The 17,924-nt window shown below is 54.5% G+C and carries 15 protein-coding genes; 10 read left to right on the top strand and 5 right to left on the bottom strand.

Features of this window, described 5'->3' with window-relative positions:
- Positions 1–61: 61 nt before the first annotated feature.
- Entirely contained in the window at positions 62–1,405 is a 1,344-nt protein-coding gene (locus V7028_RS10125; protein WP_334119960.1) for an alanine/glycine:cation symporter family protein, read from the bottom strand.
- A 650-nt stretch (positions 1,406–2,055) separates the two neighbouring features.
- Here V7028_RS10125 and V7028_RS10120 point away from each other — a divergent pair.
- The gene (locus tag V7028_RS10120; RefSeq protein ID WP_334119959.1) at positions 2,056–3,552 is read left to right on the top strand and encodes an OmpP1/FadL family transporter; all 1,497 of its coding nucleotides are present in this window, start codon (positions 2,056–2,058) and stop codon (positions 3,550–3,552) included.
- Here V7028_RS10120 and V7028_RS10115 read toward each other — a convergent pair.
- A complete protein-coding gene (locus V7028_RS10115) occupies positions 3,549–4,379 on the bottom strand; it encodes a formylglycine-generating enzyme family protein (RefSeq protein ID WP_334119958.1) in 831 nt (276 codons plus the stop codon). The genes V7028_RS10120 and V7028_RS10115 overlap by 4 nt on opposite strands.
- Positions 4,372–6,801, bottom strand: a complete 2,430-nt coding sequence (locus V7028_RS10110; protein ID WP_334119957.1) for an arylsulfatase — start codon at positions 6,799–6,801, stop codon at positions 4,372–4,374. The genes V7028_RS10115 and V7028_RS10110 overlap by 8 nt, the downstream gene beginning before the upstream one ends.
- 76 nt (positions 6,802–6,877) lie before the next feature.
- Between V7028_RS10110 and V7028_RS10105 the strand changes: the two genes are divergently transcribed.
- Together V7028_RS10105 and V7028_RS10100 are read left to right on the top strand one after the other, a co-directional pair.
- Complete coding sequence (locus tag V7028_RS10105; RefSeq protein WP_334119956.1) at positions 6,878–7,966, top strand: glutathione S-transferase family protein; 1,089 nt, start codon at positions 6,878–6,880, stop codon at positions 7,964–7,966.
- Complete coding sequence (locus V7028_RS10100; RefSeq protein ID WP_334119955.1) at positions 7,960–8,526, top strand: TetR/AcrR family transcriptional regulator; 567 nt, start codon at positions 7,960–7,962, stop codon at positions 8,524–8,526. Before V7028_RS10105 ends, V7028_RS10100 begins: the two co-directional genes overlap by 7 nt.
- A gap of 2 nt (positions 8,527–8,528) precedes the next feature.
- On the opposite strand, the gene V7028_RS10095 is transcribed toward V7028_RS10100, so the two are convergent.
- Complete coding sequence (locus V7028_RS10095; protein ID WP_334119954.1) at positions 8,529–9,122, bottom strand: TetR/AcrR family transcriptional regulator; 594 nt, start codon at positions 9,120–9,122, stop codon at positions 8,529–8,531.
- 123 nt (positions 9,123–9,245) lie between these two features.
- On the opposite strand from V7028_RS10095, the gene V7028_RS10090 reads away from it, so the two are divergent.
- Genes V7028_RS10090 through V7028_RS10060 form a run of 7 tightly spaced genes read left to right on the top strand, consistent with a single transcriptional unit; the run spans position 9,246 to position 16,751 of the window.
- Positions 9,246–10,376, top strand: a complete 1,131-nt coding sequence (locus tag V7028_RS10090) for a glutathione S-transferase family protein (protein ID WP_334119953.1) — start codon at positions 9,246–9,248, stop codon at positions 10,374–10,376.
- Complete coding sequence (locus tag V7028_RS10085; protein ID WP_334119952.1) at positions 10,373–11,122, top strand: SDR family NAD(P)-dependent oxidoreductase; 750 nt, start codon at positions 10,373–10,375, stop codon at positions 11,120–11,122. Before V7028_RS10090 ends, V7028_RS10085 begins: the two co-directional genes overlap by 4 nt.
- Before the next feature lie 12 nt (positions 11,123–11,134).
- Complete coding sequence (locus V7028_RS10080; RefSeq protein WP_334119951.1) at positions 11,135–11,938, top strand: peptidylprolyl isomerase; 804 nt, start codon at positions 11,135–11,137, stop codon at positions 11,936–11,938.
- Entirely contained in the window at positions 11,935–12,945 is a 1,011-nt protein-coding gene (locus V7028_RS10075) for a HupE/UreJ family protein (RefSeq protein WP_334119950.1), read from the top strand. Before V7028_RS10080 ends, V7028_RS10075 begins: the two co-directional genes overlap by 4 nt.
- Positions 12,938–15,256 (top strand): DUF3604 domain-containing protein, encoded by a 2,319-nt coding sequence (locus V7028_RS10070; protein WP_334119949.1) that lies wholly within the window; start codon positions 12,938–12,940, stop codon positions 15,254–15,256. The genes V7028_RS10075 and V7028_RS10070 overlap by 8 nt, the downstream gene beginning before the upstream one ends.
- 21 nt (positions 15,257–15,277) lie before the next feature.
- Positions 15,278–16,345 carry an MBL fold metallo-hydrolase gene (locus V7028_RS10065; RefSeq protein ID WP_334119948.1) on the top strand — a complete coding sequence of 356 codons (1,068 nt, stop codon included), beginning with the start codon at positions 15,278–15,280 and terminating at the stop codon, positions 16,343–16,345.
- A gap of 37 nt (positions 16,346–16,382) precedes the next feature.
- A complete protein-coding gene (locus V7028_RS10060; RefSeq protein ID WP_334119947.1) occupies positions 16,383–16,751 on the top strand; it encodes a VOC family protein in 369 nt (122 codons plus the stop codon).
- Between the two features lie 10 nt (positions 16,752–16,761).
- On the opposite strand, the gene V7028_RS10055 is transcribed toward V7028_RS10060, so the two are convergent.
- Positions 16,762–17,808: an asparaginase gene (locus tag V7028_RS10055; protein ID WP_334119946.1), complete on the bottom strand. Its 1,047-nt coding sequence runs from the start codon at positions 17,806–17,808 to the stop codon at positions 16,762–16,764.
- Between the last annotated feature and the right edge of the window lie 116 nt (positions 17,809–17,924).

Raw genomic sequence — 17,924 nt, 5'->3', positions numbered from 1 at the left:
CGGGGAAATGCAACCAGCCCCGTATTGCAGGGGCTGGCGTTCGTCAAGACACGATCAACAATTATTTGTTGGCGAAATATTCATTGGTCAGTTTGACAATGACGGGCGACAGCAGAATCAGGGAAATCAGGTTTGGCAGGGCCATGAATGCATTCAAGGTGTCGGCAACCAGCCAAACGAAATCAAGCTGTGTGACCGCCCCCACCATCACAAAACCTGTCCACAACACGCGGTAGGGTTTGATGACGGCGGTGCCAGCGATGAATTCCCAGCACTTCTCGCCAAAATAAGACCAACCAATGATGGTCGAGAACGCGAAAAACGCCAAGGCGATGGCTAGTATGTATTCACCGAAGCCAGGCAAACCAGTTGCGTAGGCACTTGAACTGAGCGCTGCACCATTGACACCGCTGTTCCAGACACCGGTGACCACGATCACCAAGCCAGTCATGGTGCACACGATGATGGTGTCGATGAAGGTACCCATCATGCCCACCATGCCAGATTCAACCGGGTTCTTGCTTTGACCGGCAGCCTGTGCAATACCGGCTGTACCCAAACCGGCTTCGTTTGAAAAAATACCACGTGCCACGCCGTAACGAATGGCCAGCATGATGGCTGCGCCCGCGAAACCACCCGTTGCGGCAACCGGATTGAACGCGCTGTGAAAAATCAGTGCAAACGCAGCGGGAATTTCCTGAATGTAAATGGCCAAAACAATCAAGGAGGTAATGATGTAGGCAATGCACATGAATGGCACAATTTTCTGGGCCACTGCACCAATCCGCTTTACCCCGCCGATCAACACAAAACCCACCAGCACTGTCATCACAATGCCGGAAATCCAGGTGTCAATACCAAAAGTCACTTTCAGCACATCGGCCACGCTGTTGGACTGCACCATGTTGCCAATCCCAAAACCAGCCAAACCACCGAACAAGGCAAAAGCAATGCCCAGCCATTTCCAGTTTTGGCCCAAGCCATTTTTAATCGCATACATGGGCCCACCCACCTGCTGGCCCAACTCGTCCGTTTCACGGTAATGCACCGCCAGCAACACTTCTGCGTACTTGGTGGCCATGCCCACCAGGGCGGTCATCCACATCCAGAACAAGGCACCTGGCCCACCCAGCGCAATGGCTGTTGCCACGCCAGCAATATTACCGGTACCCACAGTGGCAGCAAGCGCTGTCATCAAAGCAGCATAAGGGGTGATGTCGCCTTTGGCGCCTGCTTCGGGTGTGCGGCTTTTCCAGATCCAGCGAAAACCCAAACCAATTTTGAAGATTGGCATCAACTTCAAACGTAGCTGCAAATACAGGCCAGTGCCCAGAATGGCAATGAGCATGGGGGGACCCCACACGATGCCGTTGACTGCGTTAACAAACTGCGTAAGTGCTTCCATGCCTTGTTCTCCTTGTTGTGTGAAAAGCGATGCGCCAACTTGGGGCTTTGGTATTGCAATTGCATCTTAGTACGCAAGCAACGTGCCCAAGCAACCTTTTTTAACAAATCCTGCAATTTTTAAACAAAAAAACCCCGAACAAGGTCGGGGTTTTTTCAGAAAAAGTGTCGCAACTTACTCTTTCTTTTCAGGCTGCTTTTCAGGGGTCTTGGGCTGATCACCCAAAATCGACTTGGCAGGACAAATTTTGAAGGCAGGACATTTTTTACAACCAACAGCAATCGCAATCGGGCAAACAGTCATGGCGATCCTCGTTTCTGGTTAAGGGAATACTCCCGCTTTCAGTATTGCAGGTGTAGCCCTTTCAGCCAAGACCCAAAGCAGCATTAATGACCAAGGGTTGGAAAGACCATGTGCATGGTGACCGCAGGCTGTCCAAGCAGAACTTTTTACCTGCCAGGCGAAGCAGATGAACGCCTGATTTTGAAAAAAATTTGAACGATTGATTGAATTTGGGTTACATTTCGGTGACCGCGGATGTTAATCATTGTAAACATCACTTGAATTTTTAAAACCAACCCGCTAAAAACTCACGACACCTTAAGTTGGGCGCACTGCGACCCAACGCGTCGGAGCCAGGAGACAGACCAATGGCGTTTTTGCAGCAAGGCCCCCTACAGAGGGCCTTTGCCGTCGTATTTTCATTGACGGCCTTCACTTCAAGCCAGCACGCATTTGCAGGCGGCACAGCCAATGACAACCAAAGCACCATGGGCCTTGCCACGGCTGGCGCAGGCCAGGCCGCCGATGCGGCAGACGCGTCCGTCATTTTCTTCAACCCCGCAGCCCTTACCCGGTTCAAACGCATTGAAGTGTTGAATGTTGCCAGCGTGGCGACGTTTGACAATGACTACACTTCGCGCCAGGACAACGATGGCCCTGAGACCAATTCAGGTACCACCGGATCAAATGGCCAGTTTTTCTCCAGAAAAGACGGCTACGATTCTGCCCTTTTCATTCCGGGTCTGTTTGTGGCTATACCTGTTACACACAAACTGGTTGTGGGTTTCAGCGCATCGGGTTCGCATGGTTTGCTGACCCGTTACCAGGAAGATTACCCTGGCCGCGGACAGGGTCGAGAAAGCGATTTGAAAGTAACGCGCCTGAACCTGGGCTTCGGTTACAAAATCACGCCCACCTTGTCAGTGGGCGCCAATGGTTCTTACGAACGGTACTTCCAGTCCATCAAGCTTCGTGTGAATTTCCGCGATGCGGTCAACAAACTGGGACCGGAAGGAACCGACACTGCAGCAGCGCTGGACGGCCTTGCCGCCTCGGGTGTTGATTCACGTGCCGAGGTGCCTGATGAAACCGATGCCAAGCTTCGCATCTTCGGCTGGGCGTTCAATGCACAGGCGGGCCTGCTGTGGGAACCCAGCGAAGTCACGCGAATCGGTTTGTCTTATCGTCCCAAAACGCGGTTCAACGGCAACAGTGGCAAGCTGACCATCAACGAGAACGAAAACACCGCAGCGTTCCGCGATTTTCTGGCAACCAGCCCCTTCACCAACGGCACCGGTGGCAATTTGCTGGGCGTTGATGGTGCAACCTCTGCCGGTGATCTTTCTCCGGAGCAACGGGTTCGTCAAAGCGTGATTTTTCCGGACGAACTTCGTGCGTCAATTTTTCACCATTACAGCCCAAGGCTGGACCTGATGGCCACCTACACCTATCAAGACTACACCGAAACATTTTTGCGTTATGAACGCGAAAACAATGGCCGACTGGTTGAAAACGTTCCCCAGAATTTCAGGGTTGCACATTCCTATCGCATCGGCATGAACTACAAGCTGTACCAACGCCTGACCCTGCACGCAGGTTACGCGCAGGAAAATGGTGTGGTGGGTGATGATTTGCGGATCCCGATTCTGCCCGACAACGACCGTCGCTTCTACGGCCTGGGCGCCAGCTTCACCCCCAGCCGTGACACCACACTGGCAGTTGGCTATCAACTGCTGGATGTGGATGCAGGCGAAGTGGGCAACAACGACCAGATCACACCACGTGAAGTGTCGGGCGGCGAGTACAAGGGCATTGCAGATCTGGATGTACAGTTCTTTTCTTTCAGCCTGACCCAACGGTTTTAAGGTTCATAAGCACATCGAAAACCGATGTGCGAAGTGCTACTGACCCCTGCCACGCCAATGCGTGCGGCGGGCCGGTAACGCAGGCAATATTCCGCTGCGCACAGGTGCGAACCGCCTTTCAGGGTGAACAAGGTGTTTGAATCTTGCTGCGGGCTGCACGAGCAACAAGTGGCAGTTTCGTTGAAAGCCGGCTCGGCAAACATTGACTGGGTCCATTCCCACACATTGCCTATCATGTCGTGCAAGCCATACCCATTGGCCGGGAACTGCCCCACAGGCACAGTACCTGGCGTTCCGCCCGGGGCGTAATACCAGGGAAATGCGCCTTGCCACACCTGCGCCATGCGCTGGCCATTGGGTGCGAATTCATCGCCCCATGCAAACTGGGCATTGTGCAAACCGCCGCGTGCAGCAAACTCCCATTCAGCTTCCGTGAGCAAGCGCCCACCTGCCCAGGCAGCATAGGCCTTTGCATCTTCAAGGGCCACATGCACCACAGGGTGTTGATCGAAATCACCGGGCAATTCAATGCCGGGGCGTGGGTTGTGCCAGCACGCGCCCTGCACCGCTTTCCACCACAGGTCGGGATTGTTCAAAGGCACAGGGCCTTGGGTCATTTGAAACACATGGGAATGTCCCTGGCGCTCAGCAACAGTGACGTGCTGTGTGGCCTCAAAAAATTCTGCAAAATCTGTATTGCGCACAGGAAAAACATCGATTGCAAACTCAGCCACGCTTGCAGTGCGCTCGGGGCGCTCCTCGGGATAATGGCGATTCGACCCCATGCAAAAACCGCCACCCGAAAGCAATGTATTTCTTTTAGACATTCAATCCCATTTGGCTCAAGAAGCGCAGCATTTCAACCGGATTGACTTTACTGGTGTCCACATCAATTGTCACCTTGCCCAACTTGCCCTGAAATGGATTGGGGCCTTTGTAGCGGGTCGACACCTGGTTGCCAAGGTCTGAACCAACAGTAAAACCATCGTAACTTGTTGAAAACAGCACTCGTTTGAAGGTGTGCTTGGCCACCTGCTGACCATTCACAAACAAAGCGCCTTCACCATCAAAGGGCCGGCCCGTCATGCGCTGCTGGTACTTGATTTTCAGTTTGCCTTCGGGCAATACGGCGTTCGATTCCATGCGCTCCACATACGGCACCAGGCTTTGTTCATAACACAGCTTGCCATTTTGAATGTAAAGCACCCAACCCGCGTACTTGGCCCCCTGCGCCAGCAACACACCATCGCCCGCGGCATTGGTGCGTTCACATTCCAGCTCAATGGTGTGCGACAAACCACACACAATGGGCGCCACATCGCGTGCCAATCGTTCCACGGGCGGGTGGAAATCCCAACGCGCACGCAGGCCTTTTTCCTGTCGATCCTGTACCAGACGAAGCACCAGGTTGCGGTCGTCCAGTGGCAGCACATTGTGCTGTTGCGCGGCTTGCAACCATTTGCTTTTCAGGCGCTCAACAATGTCCGGAAACTGGCTGGCCAGGTCGGTGCCCTCGGCGGGGTCTTTGCTTAAGTCGTACAGCTCCCACACATCGTTGTCAAATGGTTTGCCACGCGTGTGGCGCGCCACTGCACGCCAATTGTTTTCCATGTAGGCGCGGTGGCCACCCAACTCGAAGTACTGTTCACTGCGGGTGGCGCTTTCCGACTTGCTGAATGTGGCCAGCACACTTTGCCCTTCAATGGGTTTTTGAGGCTGCCCCTTGTAAACAGTGGGGCGTTCAACACCGGTGGCTTCCAGCAAGGTGGGGAACAAATCCACCACATGCACAAAGTTCTCTCGCAATTCGCCCTGTGCGGGAATACCTTTTGGCCAACTGACAATCAGCGGGTCGGCCACGCCACCCAGGTGCGCATACTGTTTGTACATTTTGAATGGTGTATTCGATGCGCTGGCCCAGCCCATGGGGTAGTGGGGAAAGGTGCCCTCCTCGCCCAGCACATCGTACAACTGCGCTGCTTCTTCAACCGGAATCGGGCGGCCAAACGCTGGCGCGAACACATTGGGCGTGCCTGTGGGCGTGCCCTCAGGCGAACCACCGTTGTCAGAAAACAAAACAACAATCGTGTTGTCCCGCACACCCAGTTCATCCAGGCTTTGCAGCAAGCGGTCAATGTTTGCATCCATATTGCTCATCAAGCCTGCATACACTTCCATGTAGCGCGCGGTAATCTGCTTGTGTGCTTCAGGTAGTTTGTCCCAACTGTCAGAACCAAACGAAAGTGGTGGCAATTCAACCGTGTCGGGCATCACGCCAAGCGCTTTTTGCCGTGCAAGGCGCTCGGCACGCACGGCATCCCAGCCTTTGTCATATTGGCCTTTGTAAGCATCGCGTTCACGCGCACGGGCCTGCAAGGGCGAATGTGGGCCGGGAAAGGCAAGATGAAGGTAAAACGGGCGACCTGGCTCCAGCGCCTTCTGGGTTCGAATGTAGGTGATGGCGCGGTCGGTCAGGTCGTCGCACACAAAATAATCAAGTGTGTCAGGTGGTTCTACAGGTGCAATGCCATCGAACAATTCAGAGGGTTTGAAGTAATCGGTGGAATGCCCCTGAAACCAGTACGCACGGTCGAAACCGCGTTGCGTGGGCCAATTGTCGTAAGGCCCATTGGCACCTGTTGTGTGTGCGTTGTTGACATGCCACTTGCCACTCAGGAAAGTGGACCAACCAGCGCCCTGCAATACTTCCGCCAAGGTGGCCGCCTCGTGGGTTAAATCGCCACGGTAACCGGGGTAGCCTGCATCAATGTCAGCCAGCCAACCCATGCCTGCCGAATGGTGATTCAGACCGGTCAGGAATGACGCACGCGTGGGTGAACACATGGAACAGGTGCGAAAGTTGGTGTACTGCAAACCGGTTGTTGCCAGTATGTCGATTGCCGGTGTTTTTATTTCACTGCCATAGCACCCCAAATCGGAAAAACCGCAATCGTCCAACAGTATCACGACCACGTTGGGCGCACCTTCTTTGGCTTTGGGCTTGCGGGTGCTGGCTGGGCGAGAATCCTGAAACGACAGGGCCACCTGTGCCGCTTCGCCTTCCGGCAGGGCCTTGGGTGTCATCAACGCCCGCGCTTTGGTGTTGGCCACATGCGCACCTGTGGCAGCCACACCCACGGTAGCCGCCCCCACTGCGAGGCCTGACAAAAATGCCCGCCGTTTCAAGCGCTTCGGGGACAAGCCTTCTGCATTGTTGTTGTCGTTTTGATCATCACTGTGCTGCGCCATGTTTGCCCTCTTTAACTAGTGACACTATTTGTGTCACTATATACAAAAGAAAATCGAATCTCAAGGAAACATGCACATGGCAATGCCAAAAGTTTTGAAGGTTCATGGTCTGGACCTTTCCTACTTCACCGGAAAGCTTGAAGGCTACTTGCGTGGCAAACAAATTCCCTATGAACTGATTGAAATGGACACCGGCGATTTCAAGCGCTGCGGCAAGGCCACTGGCGTGGCCCAAATGCCGCAAGTGGAGTGGCAAAATGGGCAATGGCTTAGCGACACCACCTTGATCATTGAATTTCTGGAACAACTCAAACCGGAAACATCGGTGATGCCACAAAACCCCACGCTTCGCTTTGTCGCGCAACTGCTGGAAGATTTTGGCGACGAATGGCTGTGGCGCCCCGCCCTGTATTACCGCTGGGCACACACACAAGACGCGAGGCTGATGAGCCACCGCCTGGCCGAGGGCATGATGCGCGATGTACCGTTGCCCTTTTTCATGCGGCGCTGGGCCATATTGAACCGGCAACGGTTTCACTTTTTGTGGCTGGACGGTGTACGCAAAAGCACCGCCAAACGGGTTGAAGCACACTACCTTGAAACGCTGGATGCGCTCGAGGCAGTGCTAAAAAAACAGCCTTTCATCCTTGGTCAACGCCCCACACTGGCCGACTATGGCTTGTACGGCGGCATGTACAGGCATTTTTTTTGCGACCCCACACCAGCACGCATCATGCGCAATCGCGCCCCAGCAGTGCATGAATGGGTTGCACGCCTTTGGAATACAACACTGGTTGATTACGACAACACACCGTTTCCAACGCTTTTGCCCAACGAGATAACACCCCTGCTGAAAATTGTGTGCACGGAATTTTTGCCCTACATGCAAGCCAATGAGGAAGCGATTGCCAATGAAAGAAGTAAATTCGAATTCACCAGCAAAGGGATTCAATTCAAACTACCCACGCAACGCTACCGTGCCTGGCGGTTCCAACGCCTGAGAACCCGGTACCAGGTGCTGGACACGTCAAGTCAACATGAAATAAACACGTGTTTTCCCGAACTGGGCACAGCCTTGAACAAGCCTGTAACATCGCCCATACAGGCCCGAATTGCGGACCTTCCCATCACAACCCCTTCAACAATGACAAGCAGAACATGGTGAAAGTAGACGGACGCACCACACGCGGACAGGAAAACAAAAAACAGATTGTGCAAGCCTTGATTGAACTGATTCGCGAAGGTCATGTGTCGCCTACGGCTGAAATGGTCTCGGCGCGAGCAAGTGTAGGCTTGCGTACCGTGTTCAGGCACTTCAAAGACATGGAAACCCTGTACCGTGAAATCAGCAGCGAAGTGGATGCCATTGTGGCACCTGTGTTGGCCACCCCGGTGGTGGGTGACACTGCGCATGAAAAGCTGATGCACGCCATTGACCGGCGTACCGACATGTTTGAAAAACTGGCACCCATTCAGGCAGCCAGCCTGGTGCATTTGCATGAATCGGCATTTCTGCGAGACCAGCAGGCACGCACCGTGGCATTGCAGCGCTATTTGTTGCGCGCGTTTTTGCCCGCACCAATTGTGAAAGACAAACCACTGTTCGAGGCACTCGATTTGATTTTGAGTTTTGAAAGCTGGCTTCGGCTTCGCCGCGATCAACAACTGAGCGTGAAACAGGCCAAGAAAGTATTGCGGCGAAGCGTTGAGCAACTACTGAAATAGCTTTACAGCACTCGATCCAGCAAGGCATCAAATTGCGCAATGCCTTGCTCCCGCTCAACCACCTTGTCGCGAATCAACTGCCGGATACCCCAAAACGACAAAATAATCATCCACACCATGCTGGTTGCGGCAGCCTCATCAATGCCCTTGATTTTCTGGATTGAGGGCACCCACAGCTTGAGGATCACATCCCGAATACCAAGGCGAATGGTGTCCAGTTCCGGGGAATTCAAACCCGAACCTGCGATCAGTTGCCACAGTGCATCGCCACGCCCAACAGGCATGTCCAGCGACACCAGTTCGGCGGCCCGAATGGCCTGCTTTAAATCATCCGGGTAATTGGCGATGGCCTGCGCCGTGCCTTGCATGGTGTCGTTGAAAATGGCCCACGCCGTGGCACCCAACAAACCTTCCAGATTGGGGAAGTGCTGGTACACCAATTGCCGGCTTACACCTGCACGGTCGGCCAGCGCGCTCATGTTCAGCACACCCCACCCGGCTTCCTCAACCAGCTCGGCCGCGCTTTGCAGCAAGGCCCGTTTGCGCTCGTCTTTGCCCAGGTAAGGGCGTTTCTCTTGTGTATTGCTTGTTGTCATTCAAATGCTGCGCCACGATAAAACCTGTCCTAGTGTGCCACACATTCAAAGAATTTGACACTATGTAAATATTAATGCTTTAATGATTTATTCAAACTTGAAAACCCCGAAAGAAGGGTCCACATGAGACACCACTACACCCTGTATGGATGGCACCTGTCCTATTTCACCGGCAAGGCGCTGTGCTACCTGCGTTACAAGCAAGTGAACCATGTCCTGAAACCGGTGAACCTTTACACCTTGACACGAACCATCAAACGTAAAACCGGGGCTGCGGTCATGCCTGTGTTGAAAACCCCGTCGGGCATCTGGATTCAGGACACCAGCGAGATCATTGATTACATTGAATCGCTGCACCACAACAACCCGGTCACCCCCAACACATCGGTTCAGGAATTTGCGTCCCTGTTGCTTGAAGCGTGGGGCGATGAATGGTGGGTGCCCATCGCCATGCACACGCGCTGGAACTATCCGGAAAACTATGCATTGTTCCAGCACGATGCTGGCAAAGCCTTAATGCCCTGGGCACCGCGGTTTGTTCAACACAAAATGGCAGACCGACCCGCCACCATGCTGCGTGGCATGTTGCCATTTGTGGGCATTGTTCCAGAACAGTTCGACACCATGAACACATGGACAACCCGAATGCTGGACGTACTGGACACGCATTTCGAAGCTTTTCCCTTTCTGCTGGGTGCACGCCCCAGCCTTGGCGATTTTGGTCTGGTGGGTACCATGTACGGTCACCTTGGCCGCGACCCCTGGCCGAAACGTGAATTGATCGATCCCAGAAAACACCTGAGTGCCTGGCTGGAACGCATGAAAAACCCCTCGCCATTTGCACTTGCGCAACTGGTGCCCAACGACGAAATTCCGGCAACCCTGAACGACGTATTTCATTCCGTGTTTCACGAGTTTATTCCCATGGTTGCGCAAATTGGCGAACTGGCCACAGCCCACGCAAAGGAACATGGCTTGAACATTCGCCTGCCACGCCGCATTGGCGAAGTAACAACCACCATGGGTGGAAAGCCGTTCAAGCGCGGTGCCCTGCCCTACATGATCTGGATGCTGCAGCGTGCAATAGACCGCTACAACGGCATGGCCCAGAGCGAGAAAAAACAGGTTCGCGCATGGCTTCAAACTCATCAGGCCGAACATGTTTTGAACCTGAATTTGCCACGGGTTGAACGCATGGCCCTGACCGTGGCCGTCAGCGAATTACCCAAACAACAGATGGAGCAGACAGAGTGAACAAAACAGTGGTAATCACCGGCGCATCGTCGGGCATCGGCAAGGCATTGGCCCTTGAATTTGCGCAACGCGGATACAACCTTGGCTTGGCCGCGCGGCGGCTTGACAAACTTGAAGCACTTCAAGCTGAAATTGCCCTGTTGCCCGGTGCACAGAACGTTCGGGTGGAAATAATTGAACTGGATGTGAACAACACCCACGCGGTGGGGCCAACCCTGCAAACACTGTTTAGCCACTTGAACCGTGTGGATATTGTGGTGGTCAATGCGGGTGTAAACCAGTTGACCGCTGTGGGCAAAGGGCAATTACATGAAGAACTGGGCTTGATTCAAACCAACTTGCTGGGTGCCATTGCCACCGTGAACGCCGCCGTGGAATTTTTCAAAACACAAGGCAGCGGCCATGTGGTGGGCATATCCTCCCTTGCGTCCCTTGCCCCCATTCCAAAGCAAGCCGCTTACTGTGCCACCAAGGCTGGTTTTTCCATGTACCTGGATGCCGCAGCCATCGAATTGAAAAAGTACAACATCGACTTCACAAAAATACTGCCTGGCTTTGTGAAAACGGAGATCGTCGAGAACATGGACAAGTTCCCGTTTGTGGTGTCTGCCGAGAAGGCTGCGAAAGAAATGGTTACCCACATTGAAAAACGTCACAGCGTGGGCGTGGTACCCGGCTACCCGTGGCGGCTGCTTAAACCTGTACTGGCCAACATGCCTTCGGGTGTGTGGCAGTACCTGAAATAAGGCAGGCTGGCCATGAAGCCCTCGCACTCTGCACTGGGATTTCTCGCCGTTGCCGCACTGATCGGCATTCTGGAATGGAATTCTGCGCAGCTGGCGGCTACCAATACACTGCTGCTCACCGATTCCCAACGCGCCTTTGTGCGCGAGCAGGTGCTGCAAACCGGCGTTCGCATCGATGTTGAAAGCGGTGTCGATCAAGCCATGGCCAGTTACATCGACGATGAAATTCTGTACCGCGAAGGTTTGAAACTTGGGCTGGAAAAAGACGACCTGATCATCAAGCGCCGGGTGGTGCAAAAAATGCGCTTCCTGCTTGAAGACATGACCCCCATTGCGCCACCCACCCACGAGCAACTTCAGGCATGGCTTGAAAAAAACCCGCAGCGTTATCAAACAGGGCAAAGCGTTTCATTTGAACACCATTTTTTCAGCCGGGGAAAACGCGGCGATGAAGCCCTTTTTCACGCCCGGGATGCCAGGCAAACCCTGTTGGCGGGTGGCAGTATTGAATCAGATCCATTCCCCCTGGCGGCCAGTGGTGTTGCCACCCACAAAGACCGACTGATCAAAGAACTGGGCCTGCCAGCGGGCAAGGCCGTGTTTGAACTGCCCATGAATGAATGGTCTGCACCGGTGCAGTCTTCCATGGGTGTGCACTTGTTCAAGGTCACTGCGCGCAACGAAGGCAGAACCATGACCGTGCAAGAGGCAGGTGGCCAATTGCTCTCAGACCTGCTTGCCGCACAACGCGATGCCGTGAACAAAGCCGGCATGGCCGCACTTCGCGCAAGCTACACCATTCTGGAAACACCATGAGGGGCGCACTTCGCCGGGTCGGGCTGCTGTACCTGGCTGCATCGGCCTTGCTTTGCACACCTTTGTTTGCCCATGAAATGGGAACATCGGCCCTGCTGATTCACGAATCAGAAAGTGGCACCGGAAACCTTGTGTTCAAACGCACAGTGGGTGCAGACGGCAAAGTGCCGCCAATTGATTTCCAGTTCACACCAGCTTGCGAGTTGCGCAACCTGAACACCGAGTGGGAAGACACAACCGAGGTCATTCAACGCGCCACGTTCTTTTGCAATGCGCCTTTGATAAACCACCAGGTTTCAGTCAACGGTTTCACACGCCTTGCACCCGATCTTATTCTTGTGGCCACGCCACTGAACCATCAACGGGTCAACGCAGTGTTAACCCCGAAGCAAAGCAGCTTCCGGTTCAACACGGCAACTGTGCACACGGCAACACTGGGCTACCTGCGCATTGGGATCGAACATATTGTGCTGGGCTGGGACCACGTGCTGTTTGTTGCAGGCCTGTTTTTGCTGTGGAAAAAACGCGACCAAAGCACCCGCCAACTGGTTGGGCAATTCACCTTGTTCACCGTGGGGCACAGCCTGACACTGGCCCTGCTGGTGCTGGGCTGGATCGCAGTGCCCACCCGCGCCATTGAAGCATGGATCGCACTCAGCGTGCTGTGGTTGGCATGGGAGTTGATTCGCACACCGCCTGCAAGGCACAGCAACGCATTTCACCTGTTGTTGATCGCCGCGTTTGGCCTGCTGCATGGTTCGGGCTTTGCCCTGTCGATGCAGGAACGGGGCTTTCCCGACGATGCGCTGATCAGCACCCTGTTGCTGTTCAACCTGGGAATCGAGATCGGTCAACTATGGATTGTCACCTTGCTGGCAGCGACATTTCATTTGCTGGAAAAAACCCACTATCACGCCTGCACACGTTTAACCCAACACACACTGACGCTCGGCATCGGTGGCGCAGCACTGTACTGGACCATTGAAAGGATTCACGGCTATGTTTAAACGATCCATCCACCGTGCGCTTCTGCTGTGCGCAATCTCAGCTCTTTCTGTGTTGACCCTCAACGCATGCCAGGGCACGGACGACGAACAGGTCAGCGAACAGGCCAACCCTGCCGCCAACGTAACGCCTTCCGAACAGCCTGATGATGCAGAATGCCTGGGCAGCAGCATGCGCAAACAAGCCTTTTTTGGCGACCTGCACATTCACACCAAGCTGTCGTTTGATGCCTATTTTTTCAATTCCATCAACGGCCCGCGCGAAGCCTACCAGTTCGCCAAAGGCGAAAATGCATTTCTGCCATCGGGCGAAGACCCCGACACACCAGTGCGGCAAATCAATATTGGCCGCCCGCTGGACTTTGCTGCAGTAACCGAACACGCAGAACAACTGGGCACCTTCTCGAACATATGTGAACTGCAAGGCAATGTGCCCGCTGGCACCAACCCGGCTTGCAACACCTTGGGGCAAGTAATTCGAGACAACGTGTCGGTGTTCATCACAGGCAACGTGCCCTTGTATCTGCAACTGGTGACCAGCGCCGGAAGCCGCGTGCCCAGCACCCGGACCTGGCAGGAAATTCAGGCCATCGCCAATGCAGAAAATCAGCCCTGCAAATTCACCACATTCAACGGCTATGAATTCTCATCCAACAAAGGTGGGCAGGTTCTGCACCGCAATGTGATTTTCGAGGGCACCCAGGTACCCGCCGATGTGGTCAGTTCAATTGCACCTATTCCCACCAACGACAACACAAATGACGAATGGGGACTGTTCGACAAACTCAAGGCAGAATGCCTCGATGTCAATGGCTGTGACGTGGTTACCATACCGCACAGCACGAACCAAAGTGATGGCCGCTTTGCACGCCCGCGCCAAAACGGCACCGGCCTGCCACCTGCGCGCGACAACGCCACGCTGACCGCAGCCGATGCCACCTTGCGCAACACCATGGACCGCCTGTTTGAAATTGTGCAACACAAAGGCGCCAGCGAATGCATCACCGGTTTTAACACCGGGCTGACTGGCGGGGAGGAATCGGGTTGCGGCTTTGAAGAATGGAAAACCCTGTGCAAAGGCAATGCAGACGACCCGGCAGAATGTGCGCGCGTGTGCAAGGGCAAGTCAACGGACCCACTGTTTTGCCAGGTCAACCGCTACCAAGGCAATGGCAAAAGCATTCACGCTGCCAGCGCATGCACAGGCAGTGACATTGGCGGCTCAACGCCCGCAGACTGCACCGCCCCGCTGGACTATGCACGCAATGTGATTCCCGAAGGCAGCGCGATCAAACGTAAACTGGGTGTGAACCCCTACCAGTACGGTTTCATTGGATCAAGCGACACACACAACGGCATTGCCGGCAACACCGACAAAAACAAATTTGCAAAAAATTCAGGCCACGGTGGTGTGCTGGACGATGAGCCCCACGAAGCACTGGGCAACTGGGAATGCCGCGCACAACCCTTGCCCACTGATTCGGTAACAGGTTTCAAAATTCCATTCAGCACTGAATCAGCCGACGACCCGAACAACTGCGCAGACCGGGTATTCAACCCGGTAGCGTCCAACTTCACACCCGGTGGCCTGGCCGGTGTCTGGGCGCGGGAAAACACACGCAAGGAAATTTTTGCGGCATTGAAACGCCGCGAAACATTCGCCACATCGGGTTCCAGAATGCGTATTCGAACACTGGCCTCGCACAAACCCTTTCCCGGCAATATTTGTCAAATGCTGGGCGAAGGCAAAAGCCCGATCGAGGAAGGCCTTGTGGATGCAGTGCCCATGGGCAGCACGTTGAATGTGAAAGGCAAAGGGCCCTACATTGTGGCCTATGCAATTCAAGACCCTGGCGGCGAAGAACCCGGCATTCCACTGCAAAAACTGGAACTGGTCAAAACCTGGGCGAATGCGGGTGGCGATTTAAAACACCAGGTTCTCAAGCTGGCAGAAAACAGCAACGCACCACAACCAGCGCAAGATTGCAGCCTGCAATACAAAGGCCCCGAACAAATGTGTGCCGTGTTTCACGACACCAGCTTTGACCCCGCAACCGGTGCCAGTTATTACGCCCGCGCGCTTGAAAACAATTCATGCCGATGGACCACCAGAATATGCGCAGCCAAAGGCGTTCAGTGCGAAGCCCTGCAACCTGGCAACGGTTTGTTCCCGGCACAAAGCGGTTTTTCTGGCTACGAAGGGTGTTGCCGCATTGAAGGCGAAACCGGTTCTTTCCGCGGCGACTTCCGATTCATCACACAACAGGAACGCGCGTGGAGCTCGCCCATCTGGGTCGAAGGCAAAGCGCCCTGACCTGCCACACAAGGACATATCATGTTAAAAAAAATTCTGTTGGGCGCACTCCTGTTCATTGGGCTGGGCGCCGCCATTGCCTACACGCAACGAAGCAATATTGCACTGGCACTGGTCGACAACATTGTGACCCAACGCATGCAAAACCCGCTGGATGAACTGCAAGACGGTTTGCATGTGGGCTTGTGCGGCACGGGTTCACCCTTTCCTGACCCGCAACGGTCTGCACCCTGCACACTGGTGATTGCGGGCAAGGACATGTTTCTGTTCGATGCAGGCAGTGCCGCTGCAAAGCAAATCAGCAACATGCGCTTTTCCACCGGGCAGTTGAAAGGCGTGTTCATCACCCATTTTCATTCCGACCACATCGACGGTTTGGGCGAACTGCTGATGACCCGCTGGGCACAACACACCGAAGGCCAACGCCTGACCGTGCATGGCCCCACAGGCATCGGGAACGTGCTGTCCGGGTTTGTACAAGCCTACACCGCCGACACTGGCTACCGCACCGCCCACCACAACGAAGCCACCATGCCCCCCGGCCTTGCCGGCGCGGATGTGAATGAATTCGCTGTGCAGAAAGGGCAATACACCACCGTGCTGCAAAAGCCCGACCTGTTGATTGAATCGTTTGCGGTGAACCACCAACCCATCAACCCGGCAGTGGGTTACCGCATTCAGTACAAGGGCCGAACCGTGGTGTTAAGTGGTGACACCACGTCAAATGAACAGGTGCAAGACGCCGCCCGAAATGCCGACCTGCTGGTACACGAGGCCTTAAGCCCTGAACTGGTTGGCCGCCTGCAAGAAGCAGCCCTGAACAACCAGCGCACCAAGCTGGCCAAAATATTTGCCGACATTCCGAACTACCATGCCACCCCGCTGGACGTGGCCGTGCTGGCCAAAGAAGCCGGGGTCGGGCATGTGGTGCTGAACCACATTGTGCCGCCCCTGCCCTTGCACCCTTTGCGGGAAATTTTTCTGGGCAGGGCCCCAGAGGTGTTTGAAGGCCCGTTCCGGATTGGCGACGACGGCGATTTCATCAGCCTGCCCAGCGGATCAAAAGAGGTGGTGTATAGTCGCCGTTGACCCCTCTCGAACAACACACATATATCGGAGACACACCATGATTGGATACATCACACTGGGCACAAACGACCTGCCCAAAAGCGGTGAATATTTCGACAAGCTGTTTGCACCCTTGGGCGCCAAACGCATTCTTGAATTGCCACATGGCATTTTCTGGGGGACCAGCATGGCCAACCCATTCATTGGCTTGATGAAACCAGCCAATGGCCAGGCTGCCACAGTGGGCAACGGAACAATGGTGGCCCTGGCGGCGAAAGACCGTGCCCAGGTTGATGAATTTTACGCCCATGCAAAAGCCAACGGATGCACCTGTGAAGGTGCACCCGGTGAACGCATGCCCGGCTTTTATGCAGCGTATTTCCGCACACCGGACGGCCACAAAATGAACATTTTCAAAATGGGCTGATTACCCGCAATCAGCGATCAAACAAAGGCTGCAAGTCGGCCTTCGACTTGATGCCAGACTGCAAGGCCAACATCAACAAAATGCGGGCCTTCTGGGCCGACAAATCGTCGGCCATCACCGCACCAGCATCCGAAGTTGTTTTACCGCCGCCCACAAATCCGTAGTTGGCCATCACGCGGCCCTGATGCACACGGGTTGCAATCACCACGGGAATATTTTTCGACAAGGCATATTGCACCGCCTCGAACATGGGCACATTCATGTTGCCCATGCCAAGCGCCTGAACCACAATACCCTTCACCCCCCGGTCCACCGCATTGCGAAGTGCTGCACCGTTGGCACCGCCGTACATGGCAATAATTTCCACTTCGGGCATGGGGCCATCAAGAAGCTGAAAGGTTTGGCGACGCAGCGGTGTGGTCGCATACATCACACGGTCCGGATACACCTCGCCGATCAGCCCAAACGCACCACCCTGGAACGTTTCTACATTCTGGGTGTGGGTTTTGGTCACATAGCGGGCGGCGTTGATCTGGTTGTTCATGGCCAGCATCACACCCTTGTTTTTAGACTTCTCATCCACCGCAATTCGCACCGCGTTCAACAGGTTGCGGGGGCCATCGAAATCCGAAGACGACGCATTGCGCTGTGCGCCAATCAACACCACCGGCTTGTCAGAACGCACAGTCAAGTCCAGCCAGTAGGCTGTTTCTTCCAGTGTGTCCGTGCCGTGGGAAACAATGACACCTGCCACTTCAGGGCGATTCAAGGCAGCTTGCACCTCTTTGGTTAACTGGGTCCACCGCGTGGGGTCCATGTAATCAGAAGGCACATTCGACAAACTTTTAACCTGAATGGAGGCGTACTTGCCCACATCAGGCACGGTGGCCAGCAGGTCTTCACCTGAAATAGCGGGCACTGGCGCATTTTTCACCGGGTCAATCTTCATGGCAATAGTGCCACCCGTGGCAATGAACTGCACCACCGGTTTATCCTGTGCGTACACGGCAATCGAACTGGTCAGCAAAGCGGACACAAGCAAGGCTTTCATTTTCATCCCAATCTCCTTTTAGTTATTGAATGGGCCCGAGTGCTTGGAGAACCCGAGCGAGTTAACTCTAACAGGGTAAGTAAATTACTCATGGGTCACTTAGTCGATTTGAGCAATGGAAA

This window comes from Limnobacter sp. (assembly GCF_036846585.1).
Taxonomy (GTDB): Bacteria; Pseudomonadota; Gammaproteobacteria; order Burkholderiales; family Burkholderiaceae_B; genus Limnobacter.
The sequence above is the reverse complement of the archived record's forward strand: the minus strand, read 5'-3'. Positions and strand labels throughout refer to the sequence as shown.

Excerpts from the sequence above, each read along its gene's own strand:
- V7028_RS10105 (WP_334119956.1), top strand. The coding sequence starts at position 6,878 with ATGGCAATGCCAAAAGTTTTGAAGGTTCATGGTCTGGACCTTTCCTAC.
- V7028_RS10080 (WP_334119951.1), top strand. The coding sequence starts at position 11,135 with ATGAAGCCCTCGCACTCTGCACTGGGATTTCTCGCCGTTGCCGCACTG.
- V7028_RS10090 (WP_334119953.1), top strand. The coding sequence starts at position 9,246 with ATGAGACACCACTACACCCTGTATGGATGGCACCTGTCCTATTTCACC.
- V7028_RS10095 (WP_334119954.1), bottom strand. The coding sequence starts at position 9,122 with ATGACAACAAGCAATACACAAGAGAAACGCCCTTACCTGGGCAAAGAC.
- V7028_RS10065 (WP_334119948.1), top strand. The coding sequence starts at position 15,278 with ATGTTAAAAAAAATTCTGTTGGGCGCACTCCTGTTCATTGGGCTGGGC.
- V7028_RS10115 (WP_334119958.1), bottom strand. The coding sequence starts at position 4,379 with ATGTCTAAAAGAAATACATTGCTTTCGGGTGGCGGTTTTTGCATGGGG.
- V7028_RS10100 (WP_334119955.1), top strand. The coding sequence starts at position 7,960 with ATGGTGAAAGTAGACGGACGCACCACACGCGGACAGGAAAACAAAAAA.
- V7028_RS10075 (WP_334119950.1), top strand. The coding sequence starts at position 11,935 with ATGAGGGGCGCACTTCGCCGGGTCGGGCTGCTGTACCTGGCTGCATCG.
- V7028_RS10110 (WP_334119957.1), bottom strand. The coding sequence starts at position 6,801 with ATGGCGCAGCACAGTGATGATCAAAACGACAACAACAATGCAGAAGGC.
- V7028_RS10060 (WP_334119947.1), top strand. The coding sequence starts at position 16,383 with ATGATTGGATACATCACACTGGGCACAAACGACCTGCCCAAAAGCGGT.
- V7028_RS10070 (WP_334119949.1), top strand. The coding sequence starts at position 12,938 with ATGTTTAAACGATCCATCCACCGTGCGCTTCTGCTGTGCGCAATCTCA.
- V7028_RS10055 (WP_334119946.1), bottom strand. The coding sequence starts at position 17,808 with ATGAAAATGAAAGCCTTGCTTGTGTCCGCTTTGCTGACCAGTTCGATT.
- V7028_RS10125 (WP_334119960.1), bottom strand. The coding sequence starts at position 1,405 with ATGGAAGCACTTACGCAGTTTGTTAACGCAGTCAACGGCATCGTGTGG.
- V7028_RS10120 (WP_334119959.1), top strand. The coding sequence starts at position 2,056 with ATGGCGTTTTTGCAGCAAGGCCCCCTACAGAGGGCCTTTGCCGTCGTA.